Genomic DNA, 26,830 nt, shown 5'->3' with positions numbered 1-26,830 from the left:
ACCCCCACCGGATCGTCGATCACGACAGGAGCACACTCATGCCCGAGCAGGACGAGCTGCAGCACTGGATCTCCGGGAGCGCTCGTGCCGGACGTTCCGGCCGGACCATCCCCGTTCTCGACCCGGCGACCGGAGCCGAGGTGACGAGCGTTCCGCTCGCCTCCGCCGAGGAGGTGGGCGAGGCCGTCGCCACGGCGAAGGTCGCGGGCCGCGCCTGGCGGGCGACGTCGCTCGGTCGCCGGGCGGACGTGCTGTACGCGTTCCGCCAGATCCTGCGCGAGGGTGCCGACGAGCTGGCGCGGATCATCTCGCGCGAGCACGGCAAGACCCACGGTGACGCCCTCGGTGAGATCGCCAGGGGCGCCGAGAACGCCGACTACGCGACAGGGATCCCGGAGCTGCTGAAGGGGTCGTTCTCCGAACAGGTCTCGACAGGCGTCGACGTCCACTCGATCCGGCAGCCGCTCGGCGTCGTCGCGGGCATCACCCCGTTCAACTTCCCGGCGATGGTGCCGCTGTGGATGTGCACGACGGCGATCGCGTGCGGCAACGCCTTCGTCCTGAAGCCGAGCGAGAAGGTGCCGTCTGCCGCCGTCGTGCTGGCGCGGATGTGGCGCGACGCCGGCCTGCCCGACGGCGTGTTCTCCGTCGTCCACGGCGACAAGGGCGCTGTCGACGCGCTGATCGCGCACCCGGACGTGGCAGCGATCAGCTTCGTGGGATCGACGCCCGTCGCTCGCGGCATCTACGCCGCCGGCACTGCGGCCGGGAAGCGCGTGCAGGCCCTGGGCGGTGCGAAGAACCACATGGTGGTGATGCCGGACGCCGACGTCGACGCGGCCGCTGACGCGGCTGTCAGCGCCGCGTTCGGGTCGGCGGGCGAGCGGTGCATGGCGGTGTCGGTCGTCGTGCCCGTCGGCGACGTGGCGGAGCCCCTCGTGGCCGCCATCTCCCGCCGCCTCCCGGCGCTGCGGGTCGGCCCGGCCTCGGACCCGGACACCGACATCGGTCCGCTCATCTCGGCGGAGCACCGCGACCGCGTGCTCGGATACGTCGACGCCGGCGTGGCCGAGGGTGCGGAGCTGGTCGTCGACGGCCGGACGGGCGACCTCCCCGACAGCGGCTACTTCGTGGGCCCGTGCGTGCTGGACCGCGTGGAGAGGTCGATGAGCGTGTACCGGGACGAGATCTTCGGCCCCGTGCTGTCGGTGGTCCGGGCGGACAGCTACGACGAGGCGCTGTCGCTGGTCAACGAGCACGAGTTCGGCAACGGGGCGGCGATCTTCACCCGGAGCGGCGGTGCCGCCCGGCAGTTCTCCTTCGACGTCGAGGCGGGGATGGTGGGCGTCAACGTGCCGGTGCCGGTCCCGGTCGCCCACTTCTCGTTCGGCGGCTGGAAGTCGTCGCTGTTCGGTGACGCCCGCATCTACGGCCCCGAAGGGGTGCGCTTCTACACGCGCGACAAGGTCGTCACCAGCCGCTGGCAGCGCGACAGCACGGCGGGGATGAGCCTCCACTTCCCGAGCAGCTGAGGCTCGGCCGGACCCTGCTCCTCGCCGGACGGCGTCCCGCACGCACCTGCCGTCGGCAGGAGTGATGCGCGCCTCACCGCGAGTAAGGACTGTGTGCCGATGTGGTGAATCGGTGCTCGGGCCGTTCCCCCGCCGGGGGCGTCGACGCATACTGGGTGGCCGGTGCCTCAGCCTGCCGCCGCACATCGGTGGCTGCTCGGCGGGGCACGTCGGGAGTCGACGCGGAGGATGCGCCCAGGCGTGGCGCACTCGGCGCGACCAAGGTGACGACGGAAGAAGGCTGAGCGTGGCGAGTGCCGGCAAGCGCACCAACGCGCGCCGCTCCGGCGGGGGCAGCGGCGGCGGATCCAACCGACCCAGCGGCTCGGGGACGGCACGCGCGAACGGCGCCAGGACGTCGTCGGCGAAGCCGAAGCGCAAGCGCGGCTGGAACTACCCGCGCCAGGGACTCGGCCCGATCCGGCGGTGGCTGCCCAGCTGGCGGGTGCTGCTCGGCACGTTCGTGACGGGTGTCGCCCTCGTCGCCGGCCTGTTCGCCGCGGCGTACGCGACGACCGACATCCCCGAACGTGACGACCTCGCGCTCGCCGAGGGCTCGACGGTGTACTTCGCGGACGGCACCACGGAGATCGGCACCCTCGCCGAGGTCAACCGCGAGATCGTCGACACGACGCAGCTGCCGGACTACGTGGGGAACGCCGTCGTCGCCTCCGAGGACCGCCGCTTCTACTCGAACTCGGGCATCGACCCGATCGGCATCGCCCGCGCGCTGTGGAACAACCTCCGCGGTGGCGGGCAGCAGGGCGGCTCCACGCTGACGCAGCAGTACGTCGAGCGCTACTACCTCGGGACCACCACCGACTACGTCGGCAAGTTCCGCGAGGCCATCCTGGCGGTCAAGCTCGACCGGGAGCTCGACAAGTCCGAGATCCTCGACGCCTACCTCAACACCATCTACTTCGGCCGGAACGCGTACGGCATCGAGGCGGCAGCGCAGTCCTACTTCGGGAAGCCGGCCTCCGAGCTGACGATCTCCGAGTCCGCGCTGCTGGCGGGCATCATCCCGTCGCCGAACAACTGGGACCCGGCCACGAACCCCGAGCAGGCCGAGAGCCGGTGGAGCCGCGTGCTGGACTTCATGGTCCAGGACGGCTGGATCACCGAGGCCGACCGCAACGAGGCCACCTTCCCCGAGGTCGTCGAGTACCAGCGCAGCGACACGTTCGCCGGCCCGAACGGGTACCTGCTGCAGATGGCGATCGACGAGCTCACGACCGGCGACGACGCCCCGTACACGGTGGAGGAGCTCAACCGGCAGGGTCTCGCGATCACGACGACGATCGACCCGACCATGCAGCAGGCCGCCGTCGACACGATGCAGAACATGGTCACCGGCTACGCGCCGGAGCTGCGCAACACGCTCGTGTCCATCGACCCGGCGACAGGTGGGATCCGCGCGCTGTACGGCGGCACGGACTTCATCGCCGAGTCGTACAACAGGGCTACCCAGGCGGTGTACCAGGGCGGGTCGACGTTCAAACCGTTCACCCTCGTCGCGGCGCTCGAGCAGGGCGTGACGCTCGAGGACCGCTACGAGAGCTACGCGCCGCGCGACATCGACGGCTGGAACGTGCGGAACTTCGACCGCGTCAACCGCGGCAGCATCGACCTCGTCGAGGCGACCGTGAACTCGGTCAACACGGTGTACGGCCAGCTCAACCACGACATCGGGCCGGAGAACACCAGGGACGTCGCCGTCCGGGCGGGTCTCCCGGAGGACACCAACGGGCTCGACGCCGTCGACTCGAACGTGCTGGGCTCGGCGGCGCCGCACGCCGTCGACATGGCGACGGCGTACGCGACGTTCGCGGCGCAGGGCGAGCGGCACGAGACGCACATCGTGGAGCAGGTCGCCGGCCGCGAGGGCAACGTCGAGTACACGGCCGACACCACCGGCGAGCAGGTGATCGACGCCGAGGTGATGGCCGACGCGACCTACGCGATGACCCAGGTCGTCGAGCGCGGCACGGGCGAGACGGCGAGCCAGCTGGACCGTCCGGTCGCCGGGAAGACGGGCTCGTCCAACGACTACACGGCGGCGTCGTTCGCCGGGTACGTCCCGCAGCTCGCGACGGTCGTCGCGCTGTACCAGCCCGGCGCGGACGGCGAGATCCAGACGATCACCCCGTTCGGAGGCTACGACCCGGTGGCGGGCGGCACCGTGCCCGCGGACCTGTGGACGCAGTACATGCAGACGGCGACGCAGGGCATGGAGGTCCAGGAGTTCCCGGAGCGGTCGACGCCACCTCCCCCGCCGCCGCCCGAGATGGTGGCCGTGCCGGACGTCGTCGGGCTGGACGAGGCGACGGCGACGGCGCAGATCGGCGAGGTCGGGCTGGTCGCCAGCGTGTCGCAGGAGCCGTCCACGCAGCCGGCCGGCACGGTCGTGCACACGGACCCGGGAGCGGGGACGGAGGTCGTGGTCGGATCCACGGTGACGCTCGTCGTCTCGTCCGGGCCACCCGAACCGACCGAGGAACCCACGGAAGATCCCACCGAGGATCCGACGGAGGAGCCGTCCGACGAGGGCGTGCCGGTCCCGGACACCACCGGGATGGAGGCGACCGCCGCTCAGGTGCAGCTGAGCCTGGCCGGGTTCACCGTCGTCCGTGCCGACGAGGCGTCCGACCAGCAGCCTGCGGGCTTCGTGGTCCGGCAGGACCCGGCCGGCGGCACGGCACCGCGCGGCTCGACGATCACGATCGTCGTCTCCACCGGTCCTCCCGACGGCGGCTGACGGCGACGCCTCCGTCGTACCCGGGTGCGGGGCGTGCGTCCGAGTGCGGACCGGCACGCACCGCACTCGGACGCTCGCCCCGCAGTCGCCGACGTCGACGACGCCCGCGTGCCGCGGGCCGGGCTGGGCACGGTAGACTCCACCGACCGCATCGTCCGTCCGCGTGCCCCTGCGCCCGCGAACGGCGGCGGTCCACGCATCACCCTCCTGTCACGGAAGGCCCGTGACCGTCCAGTCCAGAGGAGGTGGGTCCTGAGTATGCGTAACTACGAACTGATGATCATCCTCGATCCCGAGGTCGACGAGCGCACCGTCGCTCCGTCGCTCGACAAGTTCCTGTCCGTGATCAAGACCGGTGGCGGGTCCGTCGACAACGTCGACATCTGGGGCAAGCGCCGCCTGGCCTACGAGATCAACAAGCGCGCCGAGGGCATCTACGCCGTCGTCAACTTGACGGCGACGCCGGACCTCGCGAAGGAGCTCGACCGCCAGCTCGGCCTCAACGAGGCTGTCCTGCGCACGAAGCTCATCCGCCCCGACGCTCACTGACAGCGGCTCCGACCCGCTGACCCCGGCAACCGACACCGAGGAGCACCCATGGCAGGCGACACCGTCATCACCGTGATCGGCAACCTCACGGCCGACCCCGAGCTGCGTTTCACGCCGTCCGGAGCCGCCGTCGCCAACTTCACGGTGGCGTCCACCCCGCGCACCTTCGACCGGCAGACCAACGAGTGGAAGGACGGCGACACGCTGTTCCTGCGCTGCTCGATCTGGCGCGAGGCCGCGGAGAACGTGGCGGAGTCCCTGACCAAGGGCATGCGCGTCATCGCGCAGGGCCGCCTGGTGCAGCGCTCGTACGAGACCCGCGAGGGCGAGAAGCGGACCGTCGTGGAGCTCCAGGTCGACGAGGTCGGCCCCTCGCTCCGGTACGCCACGGCCAAGGTCACCCGCGCCTCGCGCGGTGGCGGAGGCGGCGGCTTCGGCGGTGGCGGTGGCGGCGGCCAGGGTGGCGGCTACGGCGGCGGTCAGGGTGGCGGCTACGGCGGCAACCAGGGCGGCGGTCAGGGTGGGAACCAGGCCCAGGGCGAGGACCCGTGGGCCGCGGGCGGCTCGAGCTCGTTCGGCGACGAGCCCCCCTTCTAGACACAACGACCGGGCCCCGTGTGCACCAGCACACGCCGGCCCGCGGGACACACGAGGAGACACATCATGGCGAAGCCCGTTCTTCGCAAGCCCAAGAAGAAGTCGAACCCGCTGAAGTCGGCCAAGATCGAGGCGATCGACTACAAGGACACCGTCCTGCTGCGGAAGTTCATCTCCGACCGCGGCAAGATCCGCGCTCGCCGCGTGACCGGCGTGTCCGTGCAGGAGCAGCGCGCCATCGCGAAGGCCGTCAAGAACGCCCGCGAGATGGCGCTCCTGCCGTACTCGAGCTCGGCTCGCTGAGGGGAGCGATCATGACCACGAAGCTCATCCTCACGCACGAGGTCACCGGTCTCGGTGAGCCCGGCGACGTCATCGAGGTCAAGGACGGGTACGCCCGGAACTACCTCGTGCCGCGCGGTCTCGCGACCACGTGGACCAAGGGCGCCGAGAAGCAGGTCGCGGCGATCCGTGGCGCTCGCTCGAAGCGCGCGATCGCGACCGCCGCCGACGCTGCCGCGGTGCGCGACAAGCTCGAGGCCACGACCGTCCGCATCTCCGCCCGTGCGGGCGAGAGCGGCCGGCTGTTCGGTGCGGTGACGACGTCGGACATCGCCGCGGCGGTCTCGTCCGCCGGCGGCCCGACGCTCGACCGCCGCAAGATCGAGGTCCCGGCGCCGATCAAGACGCTCGGCTCGTTCCGCGTGCACGTCCGGCTCCACGCGGACGTCTCGGCGGACCTCGACGTCGAGGTCGTTCCCTCGGCCTGAGCTCCACCCTGTCCGTCGCCCGCGGCGGACGACGACGGCGGCCGGTTCCCTTTCGCAGGGAGCCGGCCGCCGTCGTCATGCCGGCGGTGCGTCCCGTGCGGCGACGTAGGGTCGTCCGGGGTCGTCGCTACGCTCTCGGACATGCCTCCAGCGGGACGGACCGTGACCGAGCGCGCCGGGTCGGCGACGGCGATCCGTGCGTGGCACGGGGTGCTCGCCGTCGTCGTCGCGGCGGCCCTGATCGCGCAGATCGTGCTGCTCTTCACGGGTGGGCAGGACGCGAACAGCGGGCAGACCGAGGACGAGCTCGGCGCCGGCGTGCGCCTGGCGCGGCTGTTCAGCTACTTCACGATCCAGAGCAACATCGTGGTCCTCGCCGCGGCGATCGGGCTGGTGCTGCGGCCGCACCGGGACGGTCGCGTGTGGCGGGTGCTCCGGGTCGACTCGCTCCTCGCGATCGCGATCACCGGCCTGGTCTTCACGTTCGTGCTCCTGCCGATGGTCCAGCTGAGCGGACTCGCGCTGTGGGTCTCCTTCGCTCTCCACGCGTTCTCGCCGGTGTGGACGATCGTGGGCTGGTTCCTGTTCGGGCCGCGGCCGCGGATCGACTTGGCGACGATCGGATGGGCCTTCGCGTGGCCGGTGGCCTGGATCGTGTTCACGTTCGTGCGCGGTGCCGCCACCGACTGGTACCCGTACCCGTTCCTGAACGCCGCCGAGCTGGGCCTCGGCGTGGCGCTGCGGAACACCGCGGGCGTGCTCGTGCTGGCGGCGGTGCTCGCGCTCGTGTTCAGAGCGGCCGACCGGCTCCCCGTGATTCGCCCGCGCCCGCGCATCTGATGCCCGGCCTCAGACCCCGGTGACCATCCAGCGGGACCCCCGCGCGCGCAGCCCGGTGGTGAGCGCCCGGGCCGCCATGAAGACCCCGGCGAAGGCGAGCCACAGCCACGCGAGTCCGGCGGCGCCGTCGGGAGCCCACGCCCGGACGGCGAGCGCGAACGGCACGTACGCGACGAGCGTGAGCATGCCGGCCCACGCGAGGTAGCGGCCGTCGCCGGCGCCGATGAGGACGCCGTCGAGCACGAACACCCAGCCCGCCATCGGGAGCAGCAGCCCGCACACGGCCATCCCGAGGGCGACGGCGGTCCGCACCTGCGGGTCGGTCGTGAACAGCAGCGCGAACCACCAGCCGCCGGCCGCCATGACGACGCCGAGCACTGCGCCCGCGCCCACCCCCCACTGCAGGGAGCGGCGCAGGAGGGCGCGGACGCGCGGGACGTCGCCGGCGCCGAGACCGTGCCCGACGAGTGCCTGGGCGGCGATCGCGAGGGCGTCGAGGGCGAAGGCCGCGAGCAGCCACACGGCGTTGACGACCTGGTACCCCGCGAGCGTCACCTCGCCCAGCCCGGTGGCGACGAACACCGTGACCAGGATCGCCAGGCGCAGCGAGAGCGTCCGGACGAACAGCGGTGCGCCCGCGCGGGCGTTGGCCCAGATGCCGCCGGCGGCGGGGCGCAACGAGGCGCCGTGTCGCCGGGCGCCCCGCACCACGACCACGGCGAGCACCGCACCCATCGCCGTCTGCGCGATCGCCGTGCCGATGCCGGAGCCCGCGATGCCGAGCCCGGCGCCGTACACGAGCACCACGTTGAGGACGGCGTTGAGGGCGGCGCCGCCCGCCGCGACCCACAGCGGTGTGCGGGTGTCCTGCAGGCCGCGCAGCACCCCGGTCGAGGCGAGGACGATCAGCATCCCTGGCAGGCCGAGCGAGGACCAGCGCAGGTAGACGACGGCGTGGCGAGCGACGTCGTCGGCCCCGCCCATCGCGCCGACCGCCCACGGGGCGACGACGAGCAGCACGCCGGCGAGGACCACGCCGAGGCCGGTGGCGAGCCACATGCCGTCGACGCCGGACTGCATCGCCTCCCGCACCTGGCCGGCGCCGACGCGCCGGGCCACGGCCGCCGTCGTCGCGTACGCCAGGAACACCGCGAGTCCGACGATCGTGACGAGCAGAGTGGACGCGAGCGAGAGCCCGGCGAGCTGCGCGGTGCCGAGGTGGCCGACGATCGCGGAGTCGACGAGCACGAACAGCGGCTCGGCGACGAGCGCGCCGAGCGCGGGGACGGCGAGGGCGAGGATCTGGCGGTCGAGCCGCCGTCGTTCGCCGGGCGCGAGGCCGGTGCCCGACGGCGAGGCGTCGCCCTCCCGGGTCCTGTCTCGTCCGCGCACGCCCCCAGAGTGGCATTCGGCGCCGTCGGCGTGTCGCGGCGGCTCTTCTCGTGGACGCGGGATCCACAGGGTGTCGGCGTGCGCGGATCCGCGTGCTTGCGGGGCTCGCGGCGCGTCGTCCACAGGGGATCCACACAGGTGTGGACGGACGCGGAGTGTCGTCCACAGCGCGGTTGCGTCGTCGTCCACAGCGCGCCCACAGGGCAGGGCGGCTCGTCCACAGGGTCGGTGCACCACCCGACTCGCGCGCCGTGCCGGCGGGGCCCTAGCGTGGCCCGGTCCCGGTGGAAGCGTGATCTGCCGGAGAGGCGTCAGGGTCGTTGTGGGTGCCCTCGGGTACAACTGGTGTTCGAGGAGAGAGGGGCTTCATGACCGCCGTCGACGCCGAACCGAGGTCAGACTTCGATCGCACCCCGCCGCAGGACGTGGCGGCTGAGCAGAGTGCGCTGGGCGGCATGCTGCTGTCGAAGGACGCGATCGCCGACGTCGTCGAGGTGCTGCGCGCGCAGGACTTCTACCGCCCGGCGCACGAGATGGTCTACGAGGCGATCCTCGACCTGTACGGGCGCGGTCAGCCGACCGACGCCATCACGGTCTCGGATGAGCTGACGAAGAGGGGCCTACTGGCCCGGGTCGGCGGGTCGGCCTACCTGCACACGCTGATCTCGGCGGTGCCGACGGCCGCGAACGCCGGGTACTACGCGCGGATCGTGCGGGAGCGGAGCGTGCTCCGCAAGCTGGTCGAGGCGGGCACGCGGATCGTGCAGCTCGGGTACGCCACCGACGGCGGCGACGTCGACGAGCTGGTCAACACCGCCCAGGCCGAGATCTACGCCGTCACGGAGCGCCGCACGAGCGAGGACTACCGGCCGCTGCGGGACATCATCAACGGCACGATGGACGAGATCGAGCACGCCGTGAACCGCAGCGGCGGGCTCGTGGGAGTGCCCACGGGGTTCGCCGAGCTCGACCGGCTCACGAACGGGCTGCACCCGGGTCAGATGATCGTCGTCGCGGCACGGCCCGCGATGGGCAAGTCGACGCTGTCGCTGGACATCGCCCGGGCGGCGTCGGTGAAGCACGGCATGGCTAGCGCGATCTTCTCCCTGGAGATGAGCAGCAACGAGATCGTCATGCGCCTGCTCGCCGCGGAGGCTGGGGTGCCGCTGCAGAAGCTGCGCAAGGGTCCGATGGAGGACCGCGACTGGACGCGGCTCGCGTCCACGATGAGCGCGGTGTCCGATGCGCCGCTGTTCATCGACGACTCGCCGAACATGTCGCTGATGGAGATCCGGGCGAAGGCGCGGCGGCTCAAGCAGAGGCACGGGCTGCGGCTCGTGATCATCGACTACCTGCAGCTCATGAGCTCGGGCAAGCGGGTGGAGTCGAGGCAGCAGGAGGTGTCGGAGTTCTCCCGGGCGCTCAAGCTCCTCGCGAAGGAGCTCGAGGTGCCGGTGATCGCGGTCTCGCAGCTGAACCGTGGTGCCGAGCAGCGGACCGACAAGCGGCCGCAGATGAGCGACCTCCGCGAATCGGGCAGCATCGAGCAGGACGCGGACATGGTGATCCTGCTGCACCGCGACGACGCGTACGAGAAGGAGTCTCCGCGCGCGGGCGAGGCAGACGTCATCGTGGCGAAGCACCGCAACGGCCCCACGGACACCATCGTCGTGGCCTTCCAGGGGCACTACGCGAGGTTCGTCGACATGGCGCAGGAGTCCAGCGCCGGTGGGGCCTGGTAGGGCGGACGGAGACGTCACCGCGGCTGCTGTCACCGGGCTGACCGCTCGTACCGCTGCTGGCTGTCCGAGCTCGACGCAGCGGTCACGCCGTTGCAACCGGCCACGGCCGCGACCTACGCGAAGGTGACGCCCGTCAGCTCCTCGGACACCGACCACAGGCGCGCGGCGTCCGCGTCCCGGCGCAAGGGCGCCCACAAGCGCTGCGACCCAGGCGGACCTCCCATGTTCCCCGGCCACTGCGGCCCGTAGAACCCGCCGTCCTTCGCCTCCGGCGAGGTCGCCGCCAAGAGCGCCGGGAGCTTCGCACTCTCCACGGTGCCCACGATCAGGCCGCGTGCCGAGAGCCAGCGGATCAACCGCACGTCGCGCGTGTCCTGCCCGCGGCCCACCTCGGGGCGCGCCGCGAGCAAGCTGGTCGGAGCGACGCCGGGGTGGGAGATGTTGCTGGTGATCCCCCACCCAGCGGCCCGACTGCGGCGGCTGAGCTCGAGGCCGAACAGCCCGACCGCGATCTTCGACTGCCGGTACGAGCGCATGCCGTCGTAGGAGCGCTCCCAGTTCAGGTCGTCCCAGTTGATCGCGCCACGACGCGCCGCGATGCTCGCCTGCGAAGTCACCCGGGCGCGTCCCGCCTTCAGCAGCGGCAGCAGATGGGCCGTCAGCGCCACATGACCCAGATGGTTCGTGCCGAACTGCAGCTCGAACCCGTCGGCGGTGGTCTGCCGCTCAGGCGGAGTCATGACACCCGCGTTGTTGACGAGGAGGTGGATCGGAGCCCCGTCGGCGCGCAGCGTCTCGCCGAGTGCGGCGACCGAGGCCAGCGAGGACAGGTCCAGCTCCCGCAGCACGAGCTTCGCCGCCGGGTGCCGCTCGCGGATCCTCGTGAGCGCCGCCTCACCCTTGCGTGCGTTCCGGACCGGCATGACCACCTCGGCACCCGCGCCGGCGAGCCTGGTCGCGATGGCCAGCCCGACGCCGTCGCTCGCGCCCGTGACCACCGCTCGCCTTCCCGAGAGGTCGGGAACCGAAATGTCGTCCTGCCTGCGGGTCATGTGTGTCTCCTGTGTCGCGACGGGCACCCGTTCGGCGCCTGACCACGAGCGTGCCCGGCGCCACGGGCGTTATCCACGGCCTGCCGATCCCAGGCTCAGCGATGTGGTGCCGGTCCGGTGCGGGGGAGGATGGCACGCATGATCGATCGCGCAGGGCTGGCGGAGTTCCTCCGCGGCCGCCGGGGGGTGCTGCAGCCGGAGGACGTCGGACTCCCGCGTGGGCAACGTCGTCGGACCCGCGGGTTGCGGCGGGAGGAGGTCGCGCTGCTGTGCCACATGTCGACCGACTACTACTCGCGGCTGGAACGGGAGCGCGGCCCGCAGCCGTCGGAGCAGATGATCGCGTCGATCGCGCAGGGGCTGCACCTCTCCCGCGACGAGCATGACCACCTCTTCCGCCTCGCCGGACACCAGGCCCCAGCCCGAAACTCGGGGAGTCACCACGTGAGCCCCGGGATGCTGCGGATCTTCGACCGGCTCGCCGACACCCCGGCCGAGATCGTCACCGAGCTCGGCGAGACGCTCCGGCAGACGCCGCTCGGCGTCGCGCTCGTCGGTGACCTGACCCGGTTCACCGGGCCGGCGCGGAGCATCGGATACCGCTGGTTCACGGACCCGACCGTTCGGGACCTCTACCCGGCCGAGGATCACGCGTTCTATACGCGGATGTACGCCTCAGGGCTCCGCGGTGTGCTCGCCCTGCGCGGGCCGGACTCCAGGGCCGCGCACCTCGCGGAGCTGCTCACGGCCCAGAGCGAGGAGTTCCGCATCGTGTGGAAGAAGCACGAGGTCGGCATCACGCCGAACGAGGTGAAGCGGTTCCAGCACCCCACCGTCGGGCTGCTCGAGGTGAGCTGCCAGATCCTCCACGACCCGGAGCAGTCCCACTCCCTCCTCGTCTACACGGCCACGCCGGGGAGCGAGAGCTACGAGAAGCTCCAGCTCCTCTCGGTGGTGGGGGCGACGCCGTCGTCGGCCTGAGTGTCGACCCGCAGCGGAACGCGCCGGCACGTGGAGGATGCGTTGTCGTAGCGGCAACGGAAGCCGCCACGGCGGGGGCATCGGGAGGCGGCGGCCGAAAAGCGATGGAGCCACGCTGCGCCGTCGGCCCATGATTCGGCCCATGACGTCCCTCGCGCGATTCCGCTTGACCGCCGCCGAGACCGGCCCGGCGCTGCGCGCGCTCTGCGAGTGGACGCCGCCCGATGCCCCGGTCGGCGGCCTCCACCCGGGCGACGTGGGGTGGTACCTCCGGCTCGACGACGCCGCCGTCCACCTCTGGACCGACGGCGGGACGCCGGCGGCGGTCGGCTTCCTCGATGGTCCGGTGCTGCGCGTGACCACGGCGCCCGGCGCCGACCTCGCAGCGCTTGCAGAGGACGCCGAGGCGCTCCTGGTGGACGGCAACGACTCCTCCGACGGCCTGCCGGTGCCGGGGTGGGATCGCGCGGAGGACTCCTGGACGGTGTTGTCGTGGACGCCGCGGGAGGTGTCGAGCCGGGCTGTGCAGGTGACTGAGGCCAATGCCGCCGACCGGGTCATGGTGCATCGGTCCGCGTGGCCCGGATCGACGTTCACCCTTGATCGTTGGCACGCGATGAAGGGCTCACCGGCCGGCGCCCTGGCCGTGGAGACGCTCGTGCGCACGCCGGCGGGCGAGCCCGCAGCGACTGCGACGGGCTGGTTCGCGGGCGTCGGCAGGTGCGGGCTGCTCGAACCCGTCGGCACGCATGCCGACCATCGCGGGCACGGCTACGGTCGCCACGCCGTCCTCGGCGCCTGCGCGGCCCTCGTCGACCGGGGCGCGAGCGCCGTCGCCGTCGTGACCCCCTCCTCGCTCGCTCCTGCCGTGGCGCTCTACCGGTCGGCCGGGTTCACGCTCCTGCGCGAGAACCGCGACTGGGTCCGGCCCGGAGGCACGTGACCGGCCCGGGCGTTGGGTAGCCTGGGCTCGGCACCCGGAGGAGTGACGACCCTCGTCCGAGCACGGAACGGGTGCCCGCGCGGATCGGCGGACCGACGAGAGGCCGGCGTCAGCCGGCGAAGGTGTGGTGGCACCGCGACCTAGCCCCCGCCCACACCTCCAGGGCGTTCGACACCTGGAGGAGACATGAGACCACCCGTATCCCCGAGCCGGCGCACGCTCGCCGCCGAGCTGGCCGCAGCCTCGCCCGGCGGCGTCGTGACGCTCCGAGGGCACGTCCACCGACGGCGGGAGCTCGCCCGCGTGACGTTCCTGGTCGTCCGCGACCGGTCCGGCCTCGCCCAGGTGGTCATCCGTCCCGACGACGGCGTCCCGGCGGTTCCGCCGGAGGAGACACCGGTGGAGGTGACGGGGGTGGCGACGGCGAACGCGCAGGCTCCGGGCGGCGTCGAGATCACGACGCCGACCATCACCGCGCTGAGCGACGCCGCGGCCACGCCGCCCGTGGAGCTGTGGCGGCCGAAGCTCGACGCGTCGCTGCCCGTGCTGCTCGAGAACGCGGCGGTGGCGTGGCGGCACCCGGTGATGCGCGCTCGGTGGGAGATCGCGGCGGCGTCCCTGAAGGGCTTCCGGTCGTACCTCGACGCGCGCGCCTTCACGGAGGTCCGCAGCCCCAAGCTCGTCGCCACGGCCACGGAGTCCGGGGCGAACGTGTTCGGCGTCGACTACTTCGGCCGCCCCGCGTACCTCGCGCAGAGCCCGCAGTTCTACAAGCAGCAGCTCGTGGGCGTGTTCGAGAGGGTGTACGAGGTCGGACCGGTGTTCCGGGCCGAGCCGCACGACACCGTGCGGCATCTTGCGGAGTACACGTCGCTCGACGTCGAGCTCGGCTTCATCGAGGGTCACCGTGACGTCCTGGCGGTGCTGCGCGGGGCGCTCGCCAGCATGGTCGACGCCGTACGGAGTACGGCTTCCGACGCCGTCGAGCTCCTCGGCCTCACGCTCCCCGCCATCCCCGCCGAGGTGCCGGTCATCCACTTCGCCGAGGCGCTGGCGCGCGTGGGCGCGGCACCGGACGAGCCCGACCTCGCGCCCGAGCACGAGCGGGCACTGGGCGAGTGGGCGCGCGACGAGCTCGGCAGCGACGTCCTCGCCGTCGAGGGCTACCCGATGCGCAAGCGGCCCTTCTACACACATCCCTGGACGGGGGCCGAGCCTGGTGGCCCCTGGAGCAACAGCTTCGACCTCATCTTCCGGGGCGTCGAGCTGGTGACCGGGGGACAGCGGCTGCACCGCCACGCGGACTACCTGACGGCGATCCGAGCGCGCGGGGAGGAGCCGTCCGAGTACCGGCACTACCTCTCCGCGTTCGAGCACGGCATGCCGCCGCACGGCGGCTTCGCGATCGGGCTCGAGCGGTGGGTCTCGCGGTTGGTCGGTGCGGCCAACGTCCGGGAGGTCACGCTCTTCCCGCGTGACCTGCACCGGCTGACGCCGTGACGGCATCAGGCCCGGCGACCTCAGCCCAGTGATGCCCACGGGTGGTGAGGCGCCGTGCTCGCGATGCTCGACCGCAGCCAGGCGCGTCGCCGGTCGTCCAGGAGCGGGAGCACCGCCTCCGCGTCAGCGGTGTCCTTGTCCCGCGCCTGAGCGGCCTTCATGAAGAGCACGATCTCGGGGTTGAGGTAACGCAGGCCATCGTCGGACACCCACGTCGCGTCGTCCAGAGACATGGCCTGGTCCGGGAGCTTCTTGTTCGTCCACTGTCCGTCCCGGAACGGCGTCAGAGGAACGTCGAGCACCCAGGGCGACCCGGCGTCGGCACGCACCCAGATGCTGCTGGAGGGACGAATCTCGCGGAAGCGCTCGTCGTAGGGGCGCAGCCAGCCCGAGTCCATGTTCCACGTCGTCCAGCCACGATCGCGGAGGAATCGTCGAAGGTGGTCAGCGTCGTGGGATGCGACGGAGATGTCGAGGTCGTCATGGGCGCGGTCGAGCGGCGTGAACTTTTCCAGCGCCCAGCCCCCGACGACCCACCACGGGCTGTCGAACCCGGCCATGAACCGTGCAACGTCGGCGAGGCTGATCGGATCCCAGCCGCCGTACCACCGCTCGAACTCCGCGGGAGGGAGCGGCCACGCCGACAAGGGCTGCGGTGTAGGCGGAGGCAGGCCGGTCACCGTGGCCACGATAGCGGGAGGGCGGCACGCGAGGGCTGCGGCGGTGCGGCGGTACCGGGCGGCCCGCGGAGCATCAGTTGCCGGAGGCGCAACCGATGTTCCACATGGCCAGCGCGACCGGCGCCGAAACCGTCCTGCGGCTGCGCCCGCTTCGCGAGCTGACGCCGCCCGGTCCGGCCGTGACGTCAGTGGCGCTCACCCAGCCGCGTCGCGCTCCGCAGCACGCTTGCGCCTCTTGCCCTCGTGCATGGCCGCCACGCGTGCGACGGGGATCGTGTGACCCTCGGCGATCACGTCTGCCGGCACGGTCTGCGGTGACGGCAGCGACGCCGCCCACGGGTCGCCGTCGAGCATGGCCGGTACGGACCGGATCGTGAACGCGGCTGGCGTGACCTCCTCGAGGTCCTCCCACGGCACCGGGTAGGAGACCGGGACGCCCGGCCGCACCCTCGGGCTGTAGCAGCAGGCCAGGGACGCGCCGCCCGAGCGGGTGGCGTCGAGGAACACCTTCCCGCCCCGATCGGCCTTGATGTACGCGGTGGTCGCCACGGAGGGGTCCAGCCGTTCCGCCCTGGCCGCCAGGGCCCGGGTGGCCGCCGCGGCGTCCGGCAGCTCGATGCCGGTGACCGGCACGATCACGTGGACGCCCTTGGACCCCGACGTCTTGACGGCGCCGCGCAGCCCGGCGTCCGTGAGCGCCGCCTGGACCAGCCGCGCCGTCGCGACGACGACGTCGAAGCCGCTGCCCTCGGGTGGATCGATGTCGAGCACCAGGTGCGTGACCGCACCCGCCAGGATCTCGACGCGTTCCTGCGAGGCCGACGGCGTAGCCGGCAGCATCAGCGTCGGGTGGTACTCGACCGCACGCTGGTTCGCGAGCCACAGCAGCGTGCGCCGGTCCTCGCAGATCGGGTAGTGGATCTCGCGGTGCCCGGCGTCCGACCAGACGGTCACGGAGCGGACGAAGTCCGGCGCGTAGTCGGGGAGGTTCTTCTGCATGAACGGCGGCGCTCCCGGGCGCACGCGCACCACCGAGAGCGGACGACCGGCGAGCTCGCGCAGCAACGGCCCCGCGACGGCGTCGAGGTAGTCGACGAGATCCCGCTTCGTCGCGTCAGCCCCGGAGAACAGCGGCTGGTCGAGGTTGGTGAGCTCGACGCCGTCGCGCAGCTCGACCTGCTTGGCTCGTGCCATCGCCCCAGACTGCCACGGCAGACGTCCCGCGAACCGTCACGGCTCGAGGTCGGCCACCCCGCGACCCGTCCGCACGTCGAACGGCACCGACACCTGGTCGTGGGCGATCACCCATCCGCCGTCAACCTTGCGGAAGCCGTACGTCGCCCGGACCCACATCCCGGGCGTGGTCGCGCCGTCCGCGAGCGTGCCGCTGAGCCGGCCGAAGCCGTGCCCGAAGGCGACGTGATCGTCGACGGCGAGCGTGAGATCGCGCACCTCGTAGTCCACCTGCTGGAAGATCTCGAACACCCGGGCCCAGTTCGCGAGCTTCGCCTCGATGCCCACGTGCTGCAGCGGGGGTTCGATGTCGAACGAGACGACGTCGGGCGCGTACAGCCGGCGCATCGCCTCGAGGTCCTTGGTGCGCAGGCTCGCGATGATGCCGTCGACGTGCTGCCGGATCGCCGCTTCGTCCGCCTCGTGCTGCTCGAGAGTGGTCATGTGACTCGTCCTTCCCGTGCGAGTGGTCATGACATGACGACGAAACGGGCCCTCCGAGTGTGACGTGTCGCGATCGGGTCGCGCCGCATGCTCGCCGCCAGCATCCGGGTTCAGCGGGCAGGAACGCCAATCCTCAGGTTCAGTCCTGGCGCTTGAGGCGGACGCTGGACCAGGTGTCGGACAGGGAGACGTTGCCGTTGAGGGTCCATCCGACCTCCTCGGCGCGCTCCCAGATGCTGTCGCGGTTGATGTCGGCCTTGTTGCCCTTGGGGTAGCCGATCCAGATCGCCTTCGGCGTGGTGAACAACGGGAACGTGCCTATGAGCAGAGCGTCGAGCTCGTCTCGGTTCCGCGCGAACATCACCGCGACATCCGAAGTATCCCGGTCGATGCCGTCGACGAGGATGACCCCCTCGGGCAGGGGATCCAGCAATGCACGCTGCTCCGGGGTGGAGGGGCCGAACAGCACTTCGGTGTTCGGCCTGATCTGCAGCTTCTCTGCGATGGTGCGAGGCATGGTGGGGTCCTTTTGGTGTGGTCAGGTGAGGCGCTGAAGCAGGTCGCCCAGTCGGCGCAGCACGTGGCTGCGCCAGCCGCCGTTCATGAAACGGCGCGCGAGCTGCTGGACGGGGTCGTCGGGGTCGAAGCCGGAGTGTTCGAGGAACAGTCGGGTGCCCTTGCCCTCGGGTTGGAGGGTCCAGGCGACCTCGGTCGCCATCACGTCGGTGGTATCGGCATCGGCCCAGCTGATCCGCAGTCGCTTCGAAGGGATCAGTTCCAGCACCTGGCAGGCGATCTGCCCCGAGAACCCGGTCTGCGCCACTGGGCGCCCACGGAAGGTGAACCGGTGCCCGACGACGGGTTGGAAGTCGTTTGGCATCAGCCATTGCGCCATCAGCTCCGGCGTCGTCAGCGCGCGCCACAGCTTCGCCGGCGCGTGAGGGAAGTACTGATCGACCTCGATCGTGGTGAGATCGTCACTCTTCGTCATCGTCACCCATCCGGTCGAGGACACCGCCGAGCGCGGTCATCCGGTCACGCCAGAACCGCTCGTACGGGGTCAGCCAGTCGATCAGCTCGCCCATCGGTTCCCCCGTGACACGGTAGAAGCGGCGGCGGCCAACCTGGCGTTCCTCGACCAGGCCGCTCTCCCGCAGCCCGCGGAGGTGTTCGGAGACGCTGGGACGGGCCATGTCGAACTTCGCGGCGAGCTCCCCCGCGGTGTGCTCACCACCGAGGAGCTCGTCAAGGATGTCGCGGCGGGTGGGGTTGGCCAGCGCGCCGAACACCTCGTCAAGGGGCCCGCTCTTGAGACGTCGAGGCAACTGGGGTCTCCTCAGCCCTGCAGGGCGTAGCCGTTGCCATCCGGGTCGGTGAAGGTTGCCTGCTTGCCCCACGGCATGTCATTCGGGCCGTCCACGACGACCCCAGCCGCCTGCAGGCGTGCGACGTCAGCGTCGAGGTCATCGCTGGCGAGCAGGGTGCCCTGCCCGCCGCCGGCGCTCATACCGGGGAAAGGCTTGTGCAGGACGAGCGCGGTGCCCTCAGGCGCACCCACCTCGAGCCAACGGTTCTCGCCGAATGTCTGGTCGACCTTTACTTCCATGCCAAGGCCATCGACGTAGAAGTCGCGGGCACGGTCCTGGTCGGCAACGAACACGGTCACGGTCTTCACGGAGTTGATGGCCATGTCGGCACGATACGTAGGAATAATCCTACGCGTCAAGTCCCGCCCTCACCCACCCGCCAGGCGCCCTTCGCCGCTCGCCCGGGCACGCATCAGCTCTTCCACCGGCGACGGCAGGGTCGTCTCGAAGTCGATCAGCTTTGCCCATGTGGGCTCGACGCTGACGAGCACCATCCGCTCGTACAGCTCCCGCACGCCACGCTCCCAGTCCTCGAAGAGATCGGCGGGAGTGACCTTGCGTCCCCCTTCGATGTACTCGTCCGGGACGCCGTCGACCTCCTCGAGCCGTGCCGCACCGCGGATCAGGAGCATGCGCGGTGGCCACGGGTCCAGCCTGTCGATCGTGATCGCCACGTTCGGGCGGGCGCGCAGCGCCGGGACCTTGGGTGCGTTCGGCGTGGTCGCCATGACGAGAGCCGCACCCGTCCACCAGCAACCGATCGGGATCACGCGGGGACCGCCGTCGGCACCCACATAGGCCAGTCGTGCCGGGATCGAGGATCCCAGGAGCTCCTGCGCGATCGGCTTCGCCAAGGCTTCGGCTACGTCACGTCGGTCCATCGTTCTCGCCTCGTTCCGTCGGGGCGCCCGCCTGGCGCCGTCATAGGGAGAACGGAGCCGCCCGAGCGTTCTCGACATGCCGCCAGCTGCGGTGACCTCGACGCCGTCCGCGACATCCAACGGTGCGCCAGCGGATACGGTGGCGCAGGTGTCGGTAGCGGCGAGCGCGTGGTGGCTCGGCCTGCCGCGAGCCCGCGACCTCGGAGGTCTCCGACGCCGGGACGGCACGCACACCCCGAGCGGTCGTGTCATCAGGTCGGCGACGCCGTCGCGTCTGGTGTCGGGTCAACGTGCGGCTCTCGAGGGGGCGGGCGTGTCGCTGGTCCTCGACCTGCGATCGGCGGACGAGGTCGACGCGCGTCCCCATCCGTTCGCAGCGCACGCGGCCTACCGCCGTCGTCCGCTCATCGATCCGGACGCTGAACGACGGCGCGATCCGGCCGCGGAGCGCAGCGTGGGGGAGGTCTATTGCGCAAGCCTGCACCGGAACGCGGCGACCCTCGCGGCCGTGTTCTCGACGCTGGCCTCGGCCGGACCGGGGCCGGTGCTGTTCGGGTGTGCGGCGGGAAAGGACCGCACGGGGATGGTCGCGGCGATCCTCCTCGACCTCGCCGACGTCACACGCTCCGAGATCGTGGCGGACTACTGCCGGGCCGAACCCGGCGTGGCCCGGGCGAGTGACATCGGCGCGATGCTCGACCACCTGCAGCAGCACGACGGGTCGTCGAGCGCGTACCTGAGGGGGCTCGGGCTGTCGTCGGGCGAGGTTGCGCGGGTGCGCTCGTTGCTCCGCCCGTGAGCGATGAGCCGCGCGTGGAAGGAACCCGTGTCCCGCCTACTCGCGGCGGAGGAGCTCAGGAGTGAGTCGCGTTCGCACCGCCGGAATGGTGAGGAGGGCGACAAGGGCGCCGCCCACGATCGTCACCGTCGCAGCGAGGGCAAGCGTCGAGCCGTCGGTGAGAGCCGGCCATCCGCTGGCCGCGCTCCACGCACGGACGAGGAGCCAGCCCAGCGCCGTCGAGAGAGCCACGGCCGCGAGCAGCGGCGTGAAGACCTGGAGGACCTGGCCGGCGTAGAGCGTCCGAGGCGGAACGCCGGCCGCTACCTGACGAGCAACGGTGCGTCGTCGCTCGCGAGCGTGGTCGAAGGCCGTCAGCGCCAGGCCGAGCAGCGCGGTGCCGATCGCCATCGAGGACAGCGTGTAGATCACGAGGCGGACGCGACCGACGGCGGCGACCTCCGAGTCGTTCCAGTACTCCTCGGGCTGGGCCAGCGAGGGCAACGCGGCGGCGACCCGGTCGCGAACCTCGGTTCCACCCTCGGCGATGACCGTGACGAAGAGGGCGCCGGCGCCGGCCTGTGCGGCGACGTCCGGCGGGATGACGTAGTCGTGCCCGGCCGGGTAGACCCAGCGCTCCTCGGTGGCGGCCCAGTCCTGGGTGAGGTCCGGCCCGAGCGGGACGCTGACCGGCGGGACACCGGCGAAGCGGAGCTCCAGGCGATCGCTGGCCCCGCGCTCGGGGAGCGACCCCCAGTCGTCGGGCACGTTCGCAGCGCCGATGTACCCCGCTTGCCCATCGACGCATCCGGTCACCGCCATCACCGCGGCGAGCTGATCGCAGGTCCCCACGAACGGTCTCGTGAAGCACCCGTCCATCGGGTCGCACCCGACGGCCTCGACGTCGTACGAGGGGAAGACCTGCTCCACACCAGGAACTCCGTCGAGGGAGCCTTGGATCGCGGCGACGTCGTCGAGCGAGAGGAGCGGTGTCGTCCGAGGATCCTCGGGGTGCAGGCGGATCGACTGCGGTCCGGTGGTGAGCGCCTGCAGCGCGGAGCGGTACTGCGGCGTGGACTCGAACGCGAGCAGGACCGCGTTCCCGCCCAGCACGAGGAGCAGGGCAACGGCGAGACCCGCGACGATTCTCGTCGTCGCGAGCGGCTCTGCCTGGATCCCGCGACCGGCGAGAACGGCTGGGACGGAGCCCGAGCGGACGAGGAGCGCGGTCGACCAGTCCGCGAGCACGGGGGTGGCCACGGCCACACCGACGGCAGCGAGCACGGCACCACCAACGAGCAACGTGATGCCCGCGTCGGGCTGCGCAGCGATGATCGCCTCACCTCGCACCACCAGGGTGCCGAGCATGGCGGTAGCGACGCCCGGAACTGCGAGCCGCCACCGAGTGGGCCGGCGCCTCGTCGCGGGGGAGCGGCCCTGGAGCGGGCTGTGGCTTCGCATCATCGGAGCGGCACCGATCGCGGCGGACACGGCGACGACGCCGAGCACGGCCGCCAGCAGGACGACGGTGTCGAGGTGAAGCGGCGCGGCGAACCACGCGGGACCTGCGGCGACGATCCGATCGGCAACGGGACCGAGTGCCACGAACATCACCGATCCGGCCACCGCGCCCGCACCCGCCAGCGTTCCCGACTCCGTAGCAGCGACCGTGGTGGCACCGCCACGGGAGAGCCCGATGAGTCGCAGGGACTCGAGCCGGCGGTCCCGAATCGCGGACGAGATCCGAGTTGTCGTGACGAGCAGGACGGCGGCGGGCGCGAGAGCGAAGAGGAGCGCGGCCGTGACGTTCGCCTGCCAAATGTCGAGGATGCCGGCATCGGGCGGGTACACCGCCGTCGGGATCGCGAGCGCGACCATCGCGAAGACGGTGGCGACGAGTGCTCCGATCGCGACGCTCAGAGCGCGTGTCCATCCGCCGGCGCGGACGAGCCGCCACCCGAGGAGAAGATGCGGGCTCATGACGGGACCGCGCCGACCGGATCCGCGACGATGCGGCCGTCCCGGACCAGGACGTCGCGGTCGGCATAGGACGCGACCCGGAGCTCGTGCGTCACGAGAACGACGGCCGTGCCACGTTCCGCGGCAGCTCCCACGAGCTCCTCGAGCACGAGCTCGCCCGTCAGCGTGTCCAGCGAACCGGTCGGTTCATCGGCCAGCACGACGGCCGGCTGGTGGACGAGCGCACGGGCGACTGCGGCGCGCTGGGCCTGCCCGCCCGACACCTCGGAGAGGCGCCGGTCCGCCTGCTCGGCGATCCCGAAGCGGTCGAGCATCTCCAGCGCACGAGCTCGTGCGCTCGCGCGAGCTGTGCCGAGGAGGCGGAGCGGCAGCTCGACGTTCTCGACGACGGTGAGTTCCGGTACGAGGTCGCCGAACTGGAAGACGAAGCCCATGTGTCGCAGGCGCGTCCTCGCTCGTGCGTGCTCAGGCTGGTTGTCCAGACGCGTGCCGTCGAACCACACCTCACCGGAGTCAGGGCGGAGCAGTCCGGCGACGAGGTGAAGCAGCGTCGACTTTCCAGACCCCGACGGTCCCATCACCGCGACGACCTCACCGGCGCGCACGGTGAGGTCCACGCCGTCGACGGCGGGCATCGCACCGAACGAGCGGCTGACGGACCGCGTCTCCAGGACGATCTCAGCCATCAGTGGCCTCCTCGCCCGTGTTCAGGGCCTCCCGCATCGGGCCGAGGCGAGCAGCCGCGAGCTCGATCCAGCGCAGGTCCGCCTCGAGGTGCGCCTGCTCGAAGTCGGCCAGCGCCCGCGCGACGGCGTCGGCTCCCTTCCGCGCCGCCGTCAGCTCACGCATCCGTGCCAGGTACACGCGACGTTGGCCGTCGAGGATCGGCTCAGCGGGCCGGCCGGCCACGAGCGCCAGCACGACTCGTGTCACGAGCTCGGCCGGTCGCGCCTGGGGGAGCTGCGGCGTCATGAGCCACGTCTCGAGCTCCGTCACGCCAGCGTCGGTGATCGCGTAGACCTTGCGATCCCCGCCGCCGCCGGGCTGCACACCGACCCCGCTCGCCAGCCCGTCGCGCTCGAGGCGTGCCAGCGTCGAGTACACCTGCCCGTACTTGAGCTCACGGTCTCGACCGATCAGCTCGTCGTAGCGCCGCTTGATCGCGAAGCCGTGCGCCGGACCGGGTTGCAGAAGGCCGAGGACCGCCATCGGAACGCTCATGGCGCGGAACTATACACCCAGTGTATGCACCCAGTGAGTACTCGCCTTGTCAGCCCGCCGTTCCGCTAGGCGGGACCCGCGCCGAGGCCTTCGGCCCGCGCCCGCACGATGGCCGCCGACCGGTCCCGCAGCGACAGCTTCGCCAGCACCGTCGCCACGGTGTTGCGTACCGTCTTCGGGCTCAGCGAGAGCCGGCGGGCGATCGCGGTGTTGTCCAGGCCGTGGGCCACCAGATCCAGCACCTCGCGCTCGCGGTCCGTCAGCTGCGGGAAGGGGAGGCGGGCCGCGCGCTGCCCACCCAGCACGTACGACATCGCCCGCTCCGCGACCGCCGGCGACAGGATCATCTCGCCGGCCGCCACGGCCCGCACGGCCCGCTCGACGGCGTCCGGCGGCGACGACTTCACCAGGAACCCCCGCGCCCCGGCGCGGACAGAGGCGACGACGGCGTCGTCGTCCTCGTGCATCGTCACGACGAGCACGCGCAGGTCCGGTCGGAGCAGCAGCAGGTCGCGGGTCACGTCGACGCCGGAGCCGTCGCCGAGGTCGAGATCCATGAGGACGACGTCGGTCTCGTGCCCGCCGCCGAACAGGTCGCGGGCCGCAGCGGCGCCGTCGGCCTGCCCGACCACCGTGACGCCCGGCAGCGAGTCGAGCAGCGCGGCCATGCCGATCCGGAAGACCGGGTGGTCGTCCACGAGGGTGACCCGCAGCATCGTCGAGCCATCGCTGCTCACGCCGGCACCGCCGTCGGCGCCAGCGGCAACCGTGCCCGCACGAGCGTGCCCACGCCGTCCGGCCCGGGACCCATGACCACTGATCCACCCAGCTCCTCGGCGCGCTCCCGCATCGATCGGGACCCGACGCCGTCGCCCGCCTCCCGCGCCCGGCCCATCCCCTCGTCGAGGCACGTGACGACGAGCGCCGGACCATCGGCGTCGTCGGCGAGAGCGACGTCGATGGTGCAGCGGCGCGCACCGGAGTGCCGGGACGCGTTCAGCACCGACTCGGAGACGACGGCGTACGCGGCGGCGGCGATGCGGGGGTCCAGCGAGCGCAGGGGGTCGGTCACGTCCTCGGTCGGAGCGCCGACGACGGCGAACCCCGTCTCGGCGTAGCGCGCCACCAGCTCCGCCAGCGCCGCGGCGAGCCCGCGCTCCTCGAGGACCGGCGGCAGGAGGCTGCGCGACAGCAGGCGCACGTCCTCCACCCGCTGCCCGACCTCCTCCTGCAGCGCGGCGAGCACGGAGTCCGCGGCGTCGGGGTCGCTGCGCAGCACGTTGCGAGCGCCCTGCAGGCCGAGCCGGAGACCAGACAGCCACGGTCCGATCCCGTCGTGCAGCTCGCGCCGGATGAGCTTGCGCTCGGCGAGCCGAGCCCGGGTGGCAGCGTCGCGGGCCCGTACCACGTCGGCGGTCGCGCGGACGAGCCCGAGCCCGACGGCGAGCACCGGCTGGAGACGGTCGAGCGCGTCGAGCGTGCGCCGGTCGAGCTGCTCACCGGGCCGCGGCGTCACGGCGATCGTGCCGACGGTGGCGCCCTCCCGGTCGATCGGGCGCTCGACGACGACGCTCGTCGGGTCGCCCCACCGTCCGACCCCGTCGTCGTCGGACGTCGTGAGCGTGACCGACTCCAGGAGCAGCGCCTCTCCCACCGCGGCGGCGAGGCGGTCGAGCAGCTCGGCGGAACCGGAGCCCGCCGAGAGGGAGGCGCCGATGCGCAGCGCGGCGCGACCCGGCGAGGCCGCCTCACCCCAGACCAGGCGGCGCACCCGGTCATCCAGACGCCGTCGCACGGGTTGGACGGCCACCGCGACCCCGACGGCCGCGACGACCTGCGCGACCGTCGAGCTGTCGACGAGAGCCGACGCCGTCCACACCAGCCCGGCGTAGACGATCGCCAGGCCGAGGGCGAGCAGTCCGGCCAGCACGGCCCGGCTCACGGCCAGATCGATGCCCCACAGCCGGTTCCGCAGCATCGTCACCAGGAGCGCGCCGGGGAAGAGCGCCTGGCACGCGAGGTGGGAGGCCGGCACGAGCAGCAGCACCTCCGCGCTCGTGTAGGGCACCAGCAGCAGCGGCAAGAACGAGAGCGCCATCACCGCGGTGCCCGCCGCGAGGAGCCCGAGGCCGGCTCGCTCGCGCGGAGGGCCGTGCCGGCGTCGCCACGCCACGGCCGCGGCCGTGCCGAGCCCGACGACCACGACGGCGACGAGGAGCCACGCGTTGTCGGAGGCCGGGAACGCCAGCCGCTGCACGGTGAACGCGAGCGTGGTGAGCGCGCCGATCGCGACGCCCGCCCAGGACCAGCGGTCCAACGGCTCCTCGCGGACCAACCAGGGCACCACGAGGAACAGCGCGAGCGTGCCCGGCACCCAGGCTGAGCCGAAGATCGTCGCGGCAAGGTCGAATCCGGGGACCGCCGGGTGCTCGACGGCGTACGTCATCCAGCCGCCGCCCAGCGCGGACAGACCCCCACCGACGGCGGCGAGCGCCAGCAGCCAGGCGACCGCGTGGCTGCGCCGGGACAGGATGACGGCCGCAACCGTGCCGTAGACGAGCCCCACCGTGACGTCGACCACGAGGAACAGCACGTCGGGCGTGATCGGCGCACCGCTCGCGACGAGCAGCACCGCGCCCGCGATCGCCGGGAGCGCGGCGGCCACGACGACGGCGACGGCGGCGCGCGGCCGGCCGGGGTAGCGCGCCGGCGGCGTCGTGCTCATGGAGCGCACGCTAGCGCCCCGGCGGCACGCGGCCGCCGGGGCGCTCCGGGCGTTGAGCCGTGCACTCAGCGCCGGTCGCCGAGGGCGAACCCGAGCGAGACAACGAGCAGCCAGATCGGGCCCACGAACCCCGCCATGTACTGCAGTGGGGAGATCCCGGCCACGACCGTCAGCGCGCCGAGCACCAGGGAGACGACGCCGATCCAGCGCGGCGCGGCTCCGTGGCGCAGCGACGCCGCGGAGAGGGCGAGGGCGGTGAGCCCGGCACCCACCCAGAGCCACGGGATCGTGGCGACCCAGTCGGTGTAGAACGCCGCCGACTCCGGCACGAACAGCTCCGGCTCGGAGAACCCGAGCGCGAACTGCGTGTCCAGGCCGCTGCCGAGCAGCAGTGCCGCCGCGGTCAGGAGGAGCCCGGCGAGGCCGACCTGCCCGTGCAGCGCACCGGCCGGTCCCTGCTGGTCGAGGCGCCGCTTCAGGCCGGCTCCGAAGATCGGCAGCGCGAGCATCGTGAGGCAGGCCAGGAGGTGGAAGGCCAGGAAGGCGCCCTGCTTGGTGGCGGCGTCGGCGAGCATCGCCTCCGCGTCGCCGGCGGTGGCCTCCCAGTCGACGGACGTCGCCATCGAGGCCTGGATGGTGGCGATGCCGAGCACGCCGGCGGCAACTCCGGTCCAGGCCCAGGCGCGCGGCGGTCGCGTGGGGCGGAGGGTGGGGGACGGCGTCGGGACGCCGGCGGGGTCGGTCCGGATGGACATGCGGTTCTCCTCGGGTCGGCCCGCCGGTCGACGGGCAGCCGAGGTCAACGCTCGGGTGGGCCGCGTCCCGG

Annotated in this window: 28 protein-coding genes; 12 read left to right on the top strand and 16 right to left on the bottom strand. The window is 72.1% G+C overall.

Annotation, left to right across the window (positions count from 1 at the left end):
- The first annotated feature begins 38 nt into the window (after positions 1-38).
- From BCAV_RS21050 to BCAV_RS21020, 7 genes are all read left to right on the top strand, one after another.
- Complete coding sequence (locus BCAV_RS21050) at positions 39-1,532, top strand: CoA-acylating methylmalonate-semialdehyde dehydrogenase (RefSeq protein ID WP_015884658.1); 1,494 nt, start codon at positions 39-41, stop codon at positions 1,530-1,532.
- 286 nt (positions 1,533-1,818) lie between these two features.
- Positions 1,819-4,329, top strand: coding sequence for a transglycosylase domain-containing protein (locus BCAV_RS21045; RefSeq protein WP_015884657.1), 2,511 nt, complete (start codon positions 1,819-1,821; stop codon positions 4,327-4,329).
- A 258-nt stretch (positions 4,330-4,587) separates the two neighbouring features.
- The gene (rpsF, locus tag BCAV_RS21040; protein ID WP_015884656.1) at positions 4,588-4,878 is read left to right on the top strand and encodes a 30S ribosomal protein S6; all 291 of its coding nucleotides are present in this window, start codon (positions 4,588-4,590) and stop codon (positions 4,876-4,878) included.
- 48 nt (positions 4,879-4,926) lie between these two features.
- Complete coding sequence (locus BCAV_RS21035; protein ID WP_015884655.1) at positions 4,927-5,475, top strand: single-stranded DNA-binding protein; 549 nt, start codon at positions 4,927-4,929, stop codon at positions 5,473-5,475.
- Between the two features lie 66 nt (positions 5,476-5,541).
- Positions 5,542-5,778, top strand: coding sequence for a 30S ribosomal protein S18 (gene rpsR, locus BCAV_RS21030; RefSeq protein WP_015884654.1), 237 nt, complete (start codon positions 5,542-5,544; stop codon positions 5,776-5,778).
- A gap of 11 nt (positions 5,779-5,789) precedes the next feature.
- Positions 5,790-6,245 carry a 50S ribosomal protein L9 gene (gene rplI, locus BCAV_RS21025; RefSeq protein ID WP_015884653.1) on the top strand — a complete coding sequence of 152 codons (456 nt, stop codon included), beginning with the start codon at positions 5,790-5,792 and terminating at the stop codon, positions 6,243-6,245.
- A gap of 141 nt (positions 6,246-6,386) precedes the next feature.
- Positions 6,387-7,085: a Pr6Pr family membrane protein gene (locus BCAV_RS21020; RefSeq protein ID WP_050761779.1), complete on the top strand. Its 699-nt coding sequence runs from the start codon at positions 6,387-6,389 to the stop codon at positions 7,083-7,085.
- A 9-nt stretch (positions 7,086-7,094) separates the two neighbouring features.
- On the opposite strand, the gene BCAV_RS21015 is transcribed toward BCAV_RS21020, so the two are convergent.
- Positions 7,095-8,477: an MATE family efflux transporter gene (locus BCAV_RS21015; RefSeq protein ID WP_015884651.1), complete on the bottom strand. Its 1,383-nt coding sequence runs from the start codon at positions 8,475-8,477 to the stop codon at positions 7,095-7,097.
- A gap of 368 nt (positions 8,478-8,845) precedes the next feature.
- Here BCAV_RS21015 and dnaB point away from each other — a divergent pair, with 368 nt between their 5' ends.
- Positions 8,846-10,219: a replicative DNA helicase gene (gene dnaB, locus BCAV_RS21010; RefSeq protein ID WP_015884650.1), complete on the top strand. Its 1,374-nt coding sequence runs from the start codon at positions 8,846-8,848 to the stop codon at positions 10,217-10,219.
- A 113-nt stretch (positions 10,220-10,332) separates the two neighbouring features.
- Here dnaB and BCAV_RS21005 read toward each other — a convergent pair whose 3' ends face one another.
- On the bottom strand, positions 10,333-11,271 hold the full coding sequence (locus tag BCAV_RS21005) for an SDR family oxidoreductase (RefSeq protein WP_015884649.1): 939 nt from the start codon (positions 11,269-11,271) through the stop codon (positions 10,333-10,335).
- 138 nt (positions 11,272-11,409) lie between these two features.
- Between BCAV_RS21005 and BCAV_RS21000 the strand changes: the two genes are divergently transcribed.
- The 3 genes from BCAV_RS21000 (at position 11,410) to aspS (ending at position 14,695) form a co-directional block, all read left to right on the top strand.
- The gene (locus BCAV_RS21000; RefSeq protein ID WP_015884648.1) at positions 11,410-12,252 is read left to right on the top strand and encodes a helix-turn-helix transcriptional regulator; all 843 of its coding nucleotides are present in this window, start codon (positions 11,410-11,412) and stop codon (positions 12,250-12,252) included.
- A 142-nt stretch (positions 12,253-12,394) separates the two neighbouring features.
- Entirely contained in the window at positions 12,395-13,195 is an 801-nt protein-coding gene (locus BCAV_RS20995; RefSeq protein WP_043347679.1) for a GNAT family N-acetyltransferase, read from the top strand.
- A 186-nt stretch (positions 13,196-13,381) separates the two neighbouring features.
- Positions 13,382-14,695 carry an aspartate--tRNA(Asn) ligase gene (gene aspS / locus BCAV_RS20990; RefSeq protein WP_015884646.1) on the top strand — a complete coding sequence of 438 codons (1,314 nt, stop codon included), beginning with the start codon at positions 13,382-13,384 and terminating at the stop codon, positions 14,693-14,695.
- Positions 14,696-14,715: 20 nt separating this feature from the next.
- Here the strand turns inward: aspS and BCAV_RS20985 are convergent, their stop codons facing one another.
- The 8 genes from BCAV_RS20985 to BCAV_RS20950 form a co-directional block, all read right to left on the bottom strand.
- Positions 14,716-15,375 (bottom strand): nucleotidyltransferase domain-containing protein, encoded by a 660-nt coding sequence (locus tag BCAV_RS20985; protein WP_245528907.1) that lies wholly within the window; start codon positions 15,373-15,375, stop codon positions 14,716-14,718.
- A gap of 195 nt (positions 15,376-15,570) precedes the next feature.
- Complete coding sequence (locus BCAV_RS20980; protein WP_015884644.1) at positions 15,571-16,569, bottom strand: DNA polymerase domain-containing protein; 999 nt, start codon at positions 16,567-16,569, stop codon at positions 15,571-15,573.
- Positions 16,570-16,605: 36 nt separating this feature from the next.
- Positions 16,606-17,052 (bottom strand): YybH family protein, encoded by a 447-nt coding sequence (locus BCAV_RS20975; protein WP_015884643.1) that lies wholly within the window; start codon positions 17,050-17,052, stop codon positions 16,606-16,608.
- Between the two features lie 139 nt (positions 17,053-17,191).
- Positions 17,192-17,569, bottom strand: coding sequence for a DUF3052 family protein (locus tag BCAV_RS20970; protein WP_015884642.1), 378 nt, complete (start codon positions 17,567-17,569; stop codon positions 17,192-17,194).
- A gap of 21 nt (positions 17,570-17,590) precedes the next feature.
- On the bottom strand, positions 17,591-18,043 hold the full coding sequence (locus BCAV_RS20965; RefSeq protein ID WP_015884641.1) for an SRPBCC family protein: 453 nt from the start codon (positions 18,041-18,043) through the stop codon (positions 17,591-17,593).
- A complete protein-coding gene (locus tag BCAV_RS20960; protein WP_015884640.1) occupies positions 18,030-18,377 on the bottom strand; it encodes an ArsR/SmtB family transcription factor in 348 nt (115 codons plus the stop codon). Before BCAV_RS20960 ends, BCAV_RS20965 begins: the two co-directional genes overlap by 14 nt.
- 11 nt (positions 18,378-18,388) lie before the next feature.
- Entirely contained in the window at positions 18,389-18,742 is a 354-nt protein-coding gene (locus BCAV_RS20955) for a VOC family protein (protein WP_015884639.1), read from the bottom strand.
- Between the two features lie 45 nt (positions 18,743-18,787).
- Entirely contained in the window at positions 18,788-19,300 is a 513-nt protein-coding gene (locus BCAV_RS20950) for a pyridoxamine 5'-phosphate oxidase family protein (protein ID WP_015884638.1), read from the bottom strand.
- Positions 19,301-19,376: 76 nt separating this feature from the next.
- On the opposite strand from BCAV_RS20950, the gene BCAV_RS20945 reads away from it, so the two are divergent.
- Positions 19,377-20,099 carry a tyrosine-protein phosphatase gene (locus tag BCAV_RS20945; protein WP_083770123.1) on the top strand — a complete coding sequence of 241 codons (723 nt, stop codon included), beginning with the start codon at positions 19,377-19,379 and terminating at the stop codon, positions 20,097-20,099.
- Between the two features lie 36 nt (positions 20,100-20,135).
- On the opposite strand, the gene BCAV_RS20940 is transcribed toward BCAV_RS20945, so the two are convergent.
- From BCAV_RS20940 to BCAV_RS20915, 6 genes are all read right to left on the bottom strand, one after another.
- Positions 20,136-22,058: an FtsX-like permease family protein gene (locus BCAV_RS20940; RefSeq protein ID WP_015884637.1), complete on the bottom strand. Its 1,923-nt coding sequence runs from the start codon at positions 22,056-22,058 to the stop codon at positions 20,136-20,138.
- Positions 22,055-22,744 (bottom strand): ABC transporter ATP-binding protein, encoded by a 690-nt coding sequence (locus BCAV_RS20935; protein ID WP_015884636.1) that lies wholly within the window; start codon positions 22,742-22,744, stop codon positions 22,055-22,057. Before BCAV_RS20935 ends, BCAV_RS20940 begins: the two co-directional genes overlap by 4 nt.
- Positions 22,737-23,279: a PadR family transcriptional regulator gene (locus BCAV_RS20930; RefSeq protein ID WP_043347672.1), complete on the bottom strand. Its 543-nt coding sequence runs from the start codon at positions 23,277-23,279 to the stop codon at positions 22,737-22,739. The genes BCAV_RS20935 and BCAV_RS20930 overlap by 8 nt, the downstream gene beginning before the upstream one ends.
- Positions 23,280-23,344: 65 nt before the next feature.
- The gene (locus tag BCAV_RS20925) at positions 23,345-24,016 is read right to left on the bottom strand and encodes a response regulator (RefSeq protein ID WP_245528906.1); all 672 of its coding nucleotides are present in this window, start codon (positions 24,014-24,016) and stop codon (positions 23,345-23,347) included.
- The gene (locus BCAV_RS20920; protein WP_015884633.1) at positions 24,013-26,004 is read right to left on the bottom strand and encodes a sensor histidine kinase; all 1,992 of its coding nucleotides are present in this window, start codon (positions 26,002-26,004) and stop codon (positions 24,013-24,015) included. Before BCAV_RS20920 ends, BCAV_RS20925 begins: the two co-directional genes overlap by 4 nt.
- A 65-nt stretch (positions 26,005-26,069) precedes the next feature.
- Positions 26,070-26,759, bottom strand: coding sequence for a hypothetical protein (locus tag BCAV_RS20915; protein ID WP_015884632.1), 690 nt, complete (start codon positions 26,757-26,759; stop codon positions 26,070-26,072).
- Positions 26,760-26,830: the final 71 nt, after the last annotated feature.

Origin of the sequence: Beutenbergia cavernae DSM 12333 (assembly GCF_000023105.1) — a bacterium.
GTDB lineage: Bacteria > Actinomycetota > Actinomycetes > Actinomycetales > Beutenbergiaceae > Beutenbergia > Beutenbergia cavernae.
The sequence above is the reverse complement of the archived record's forward strand: the minus strand, read 5'-3'. Positions and strand labels throughout refer to the sequence as shown.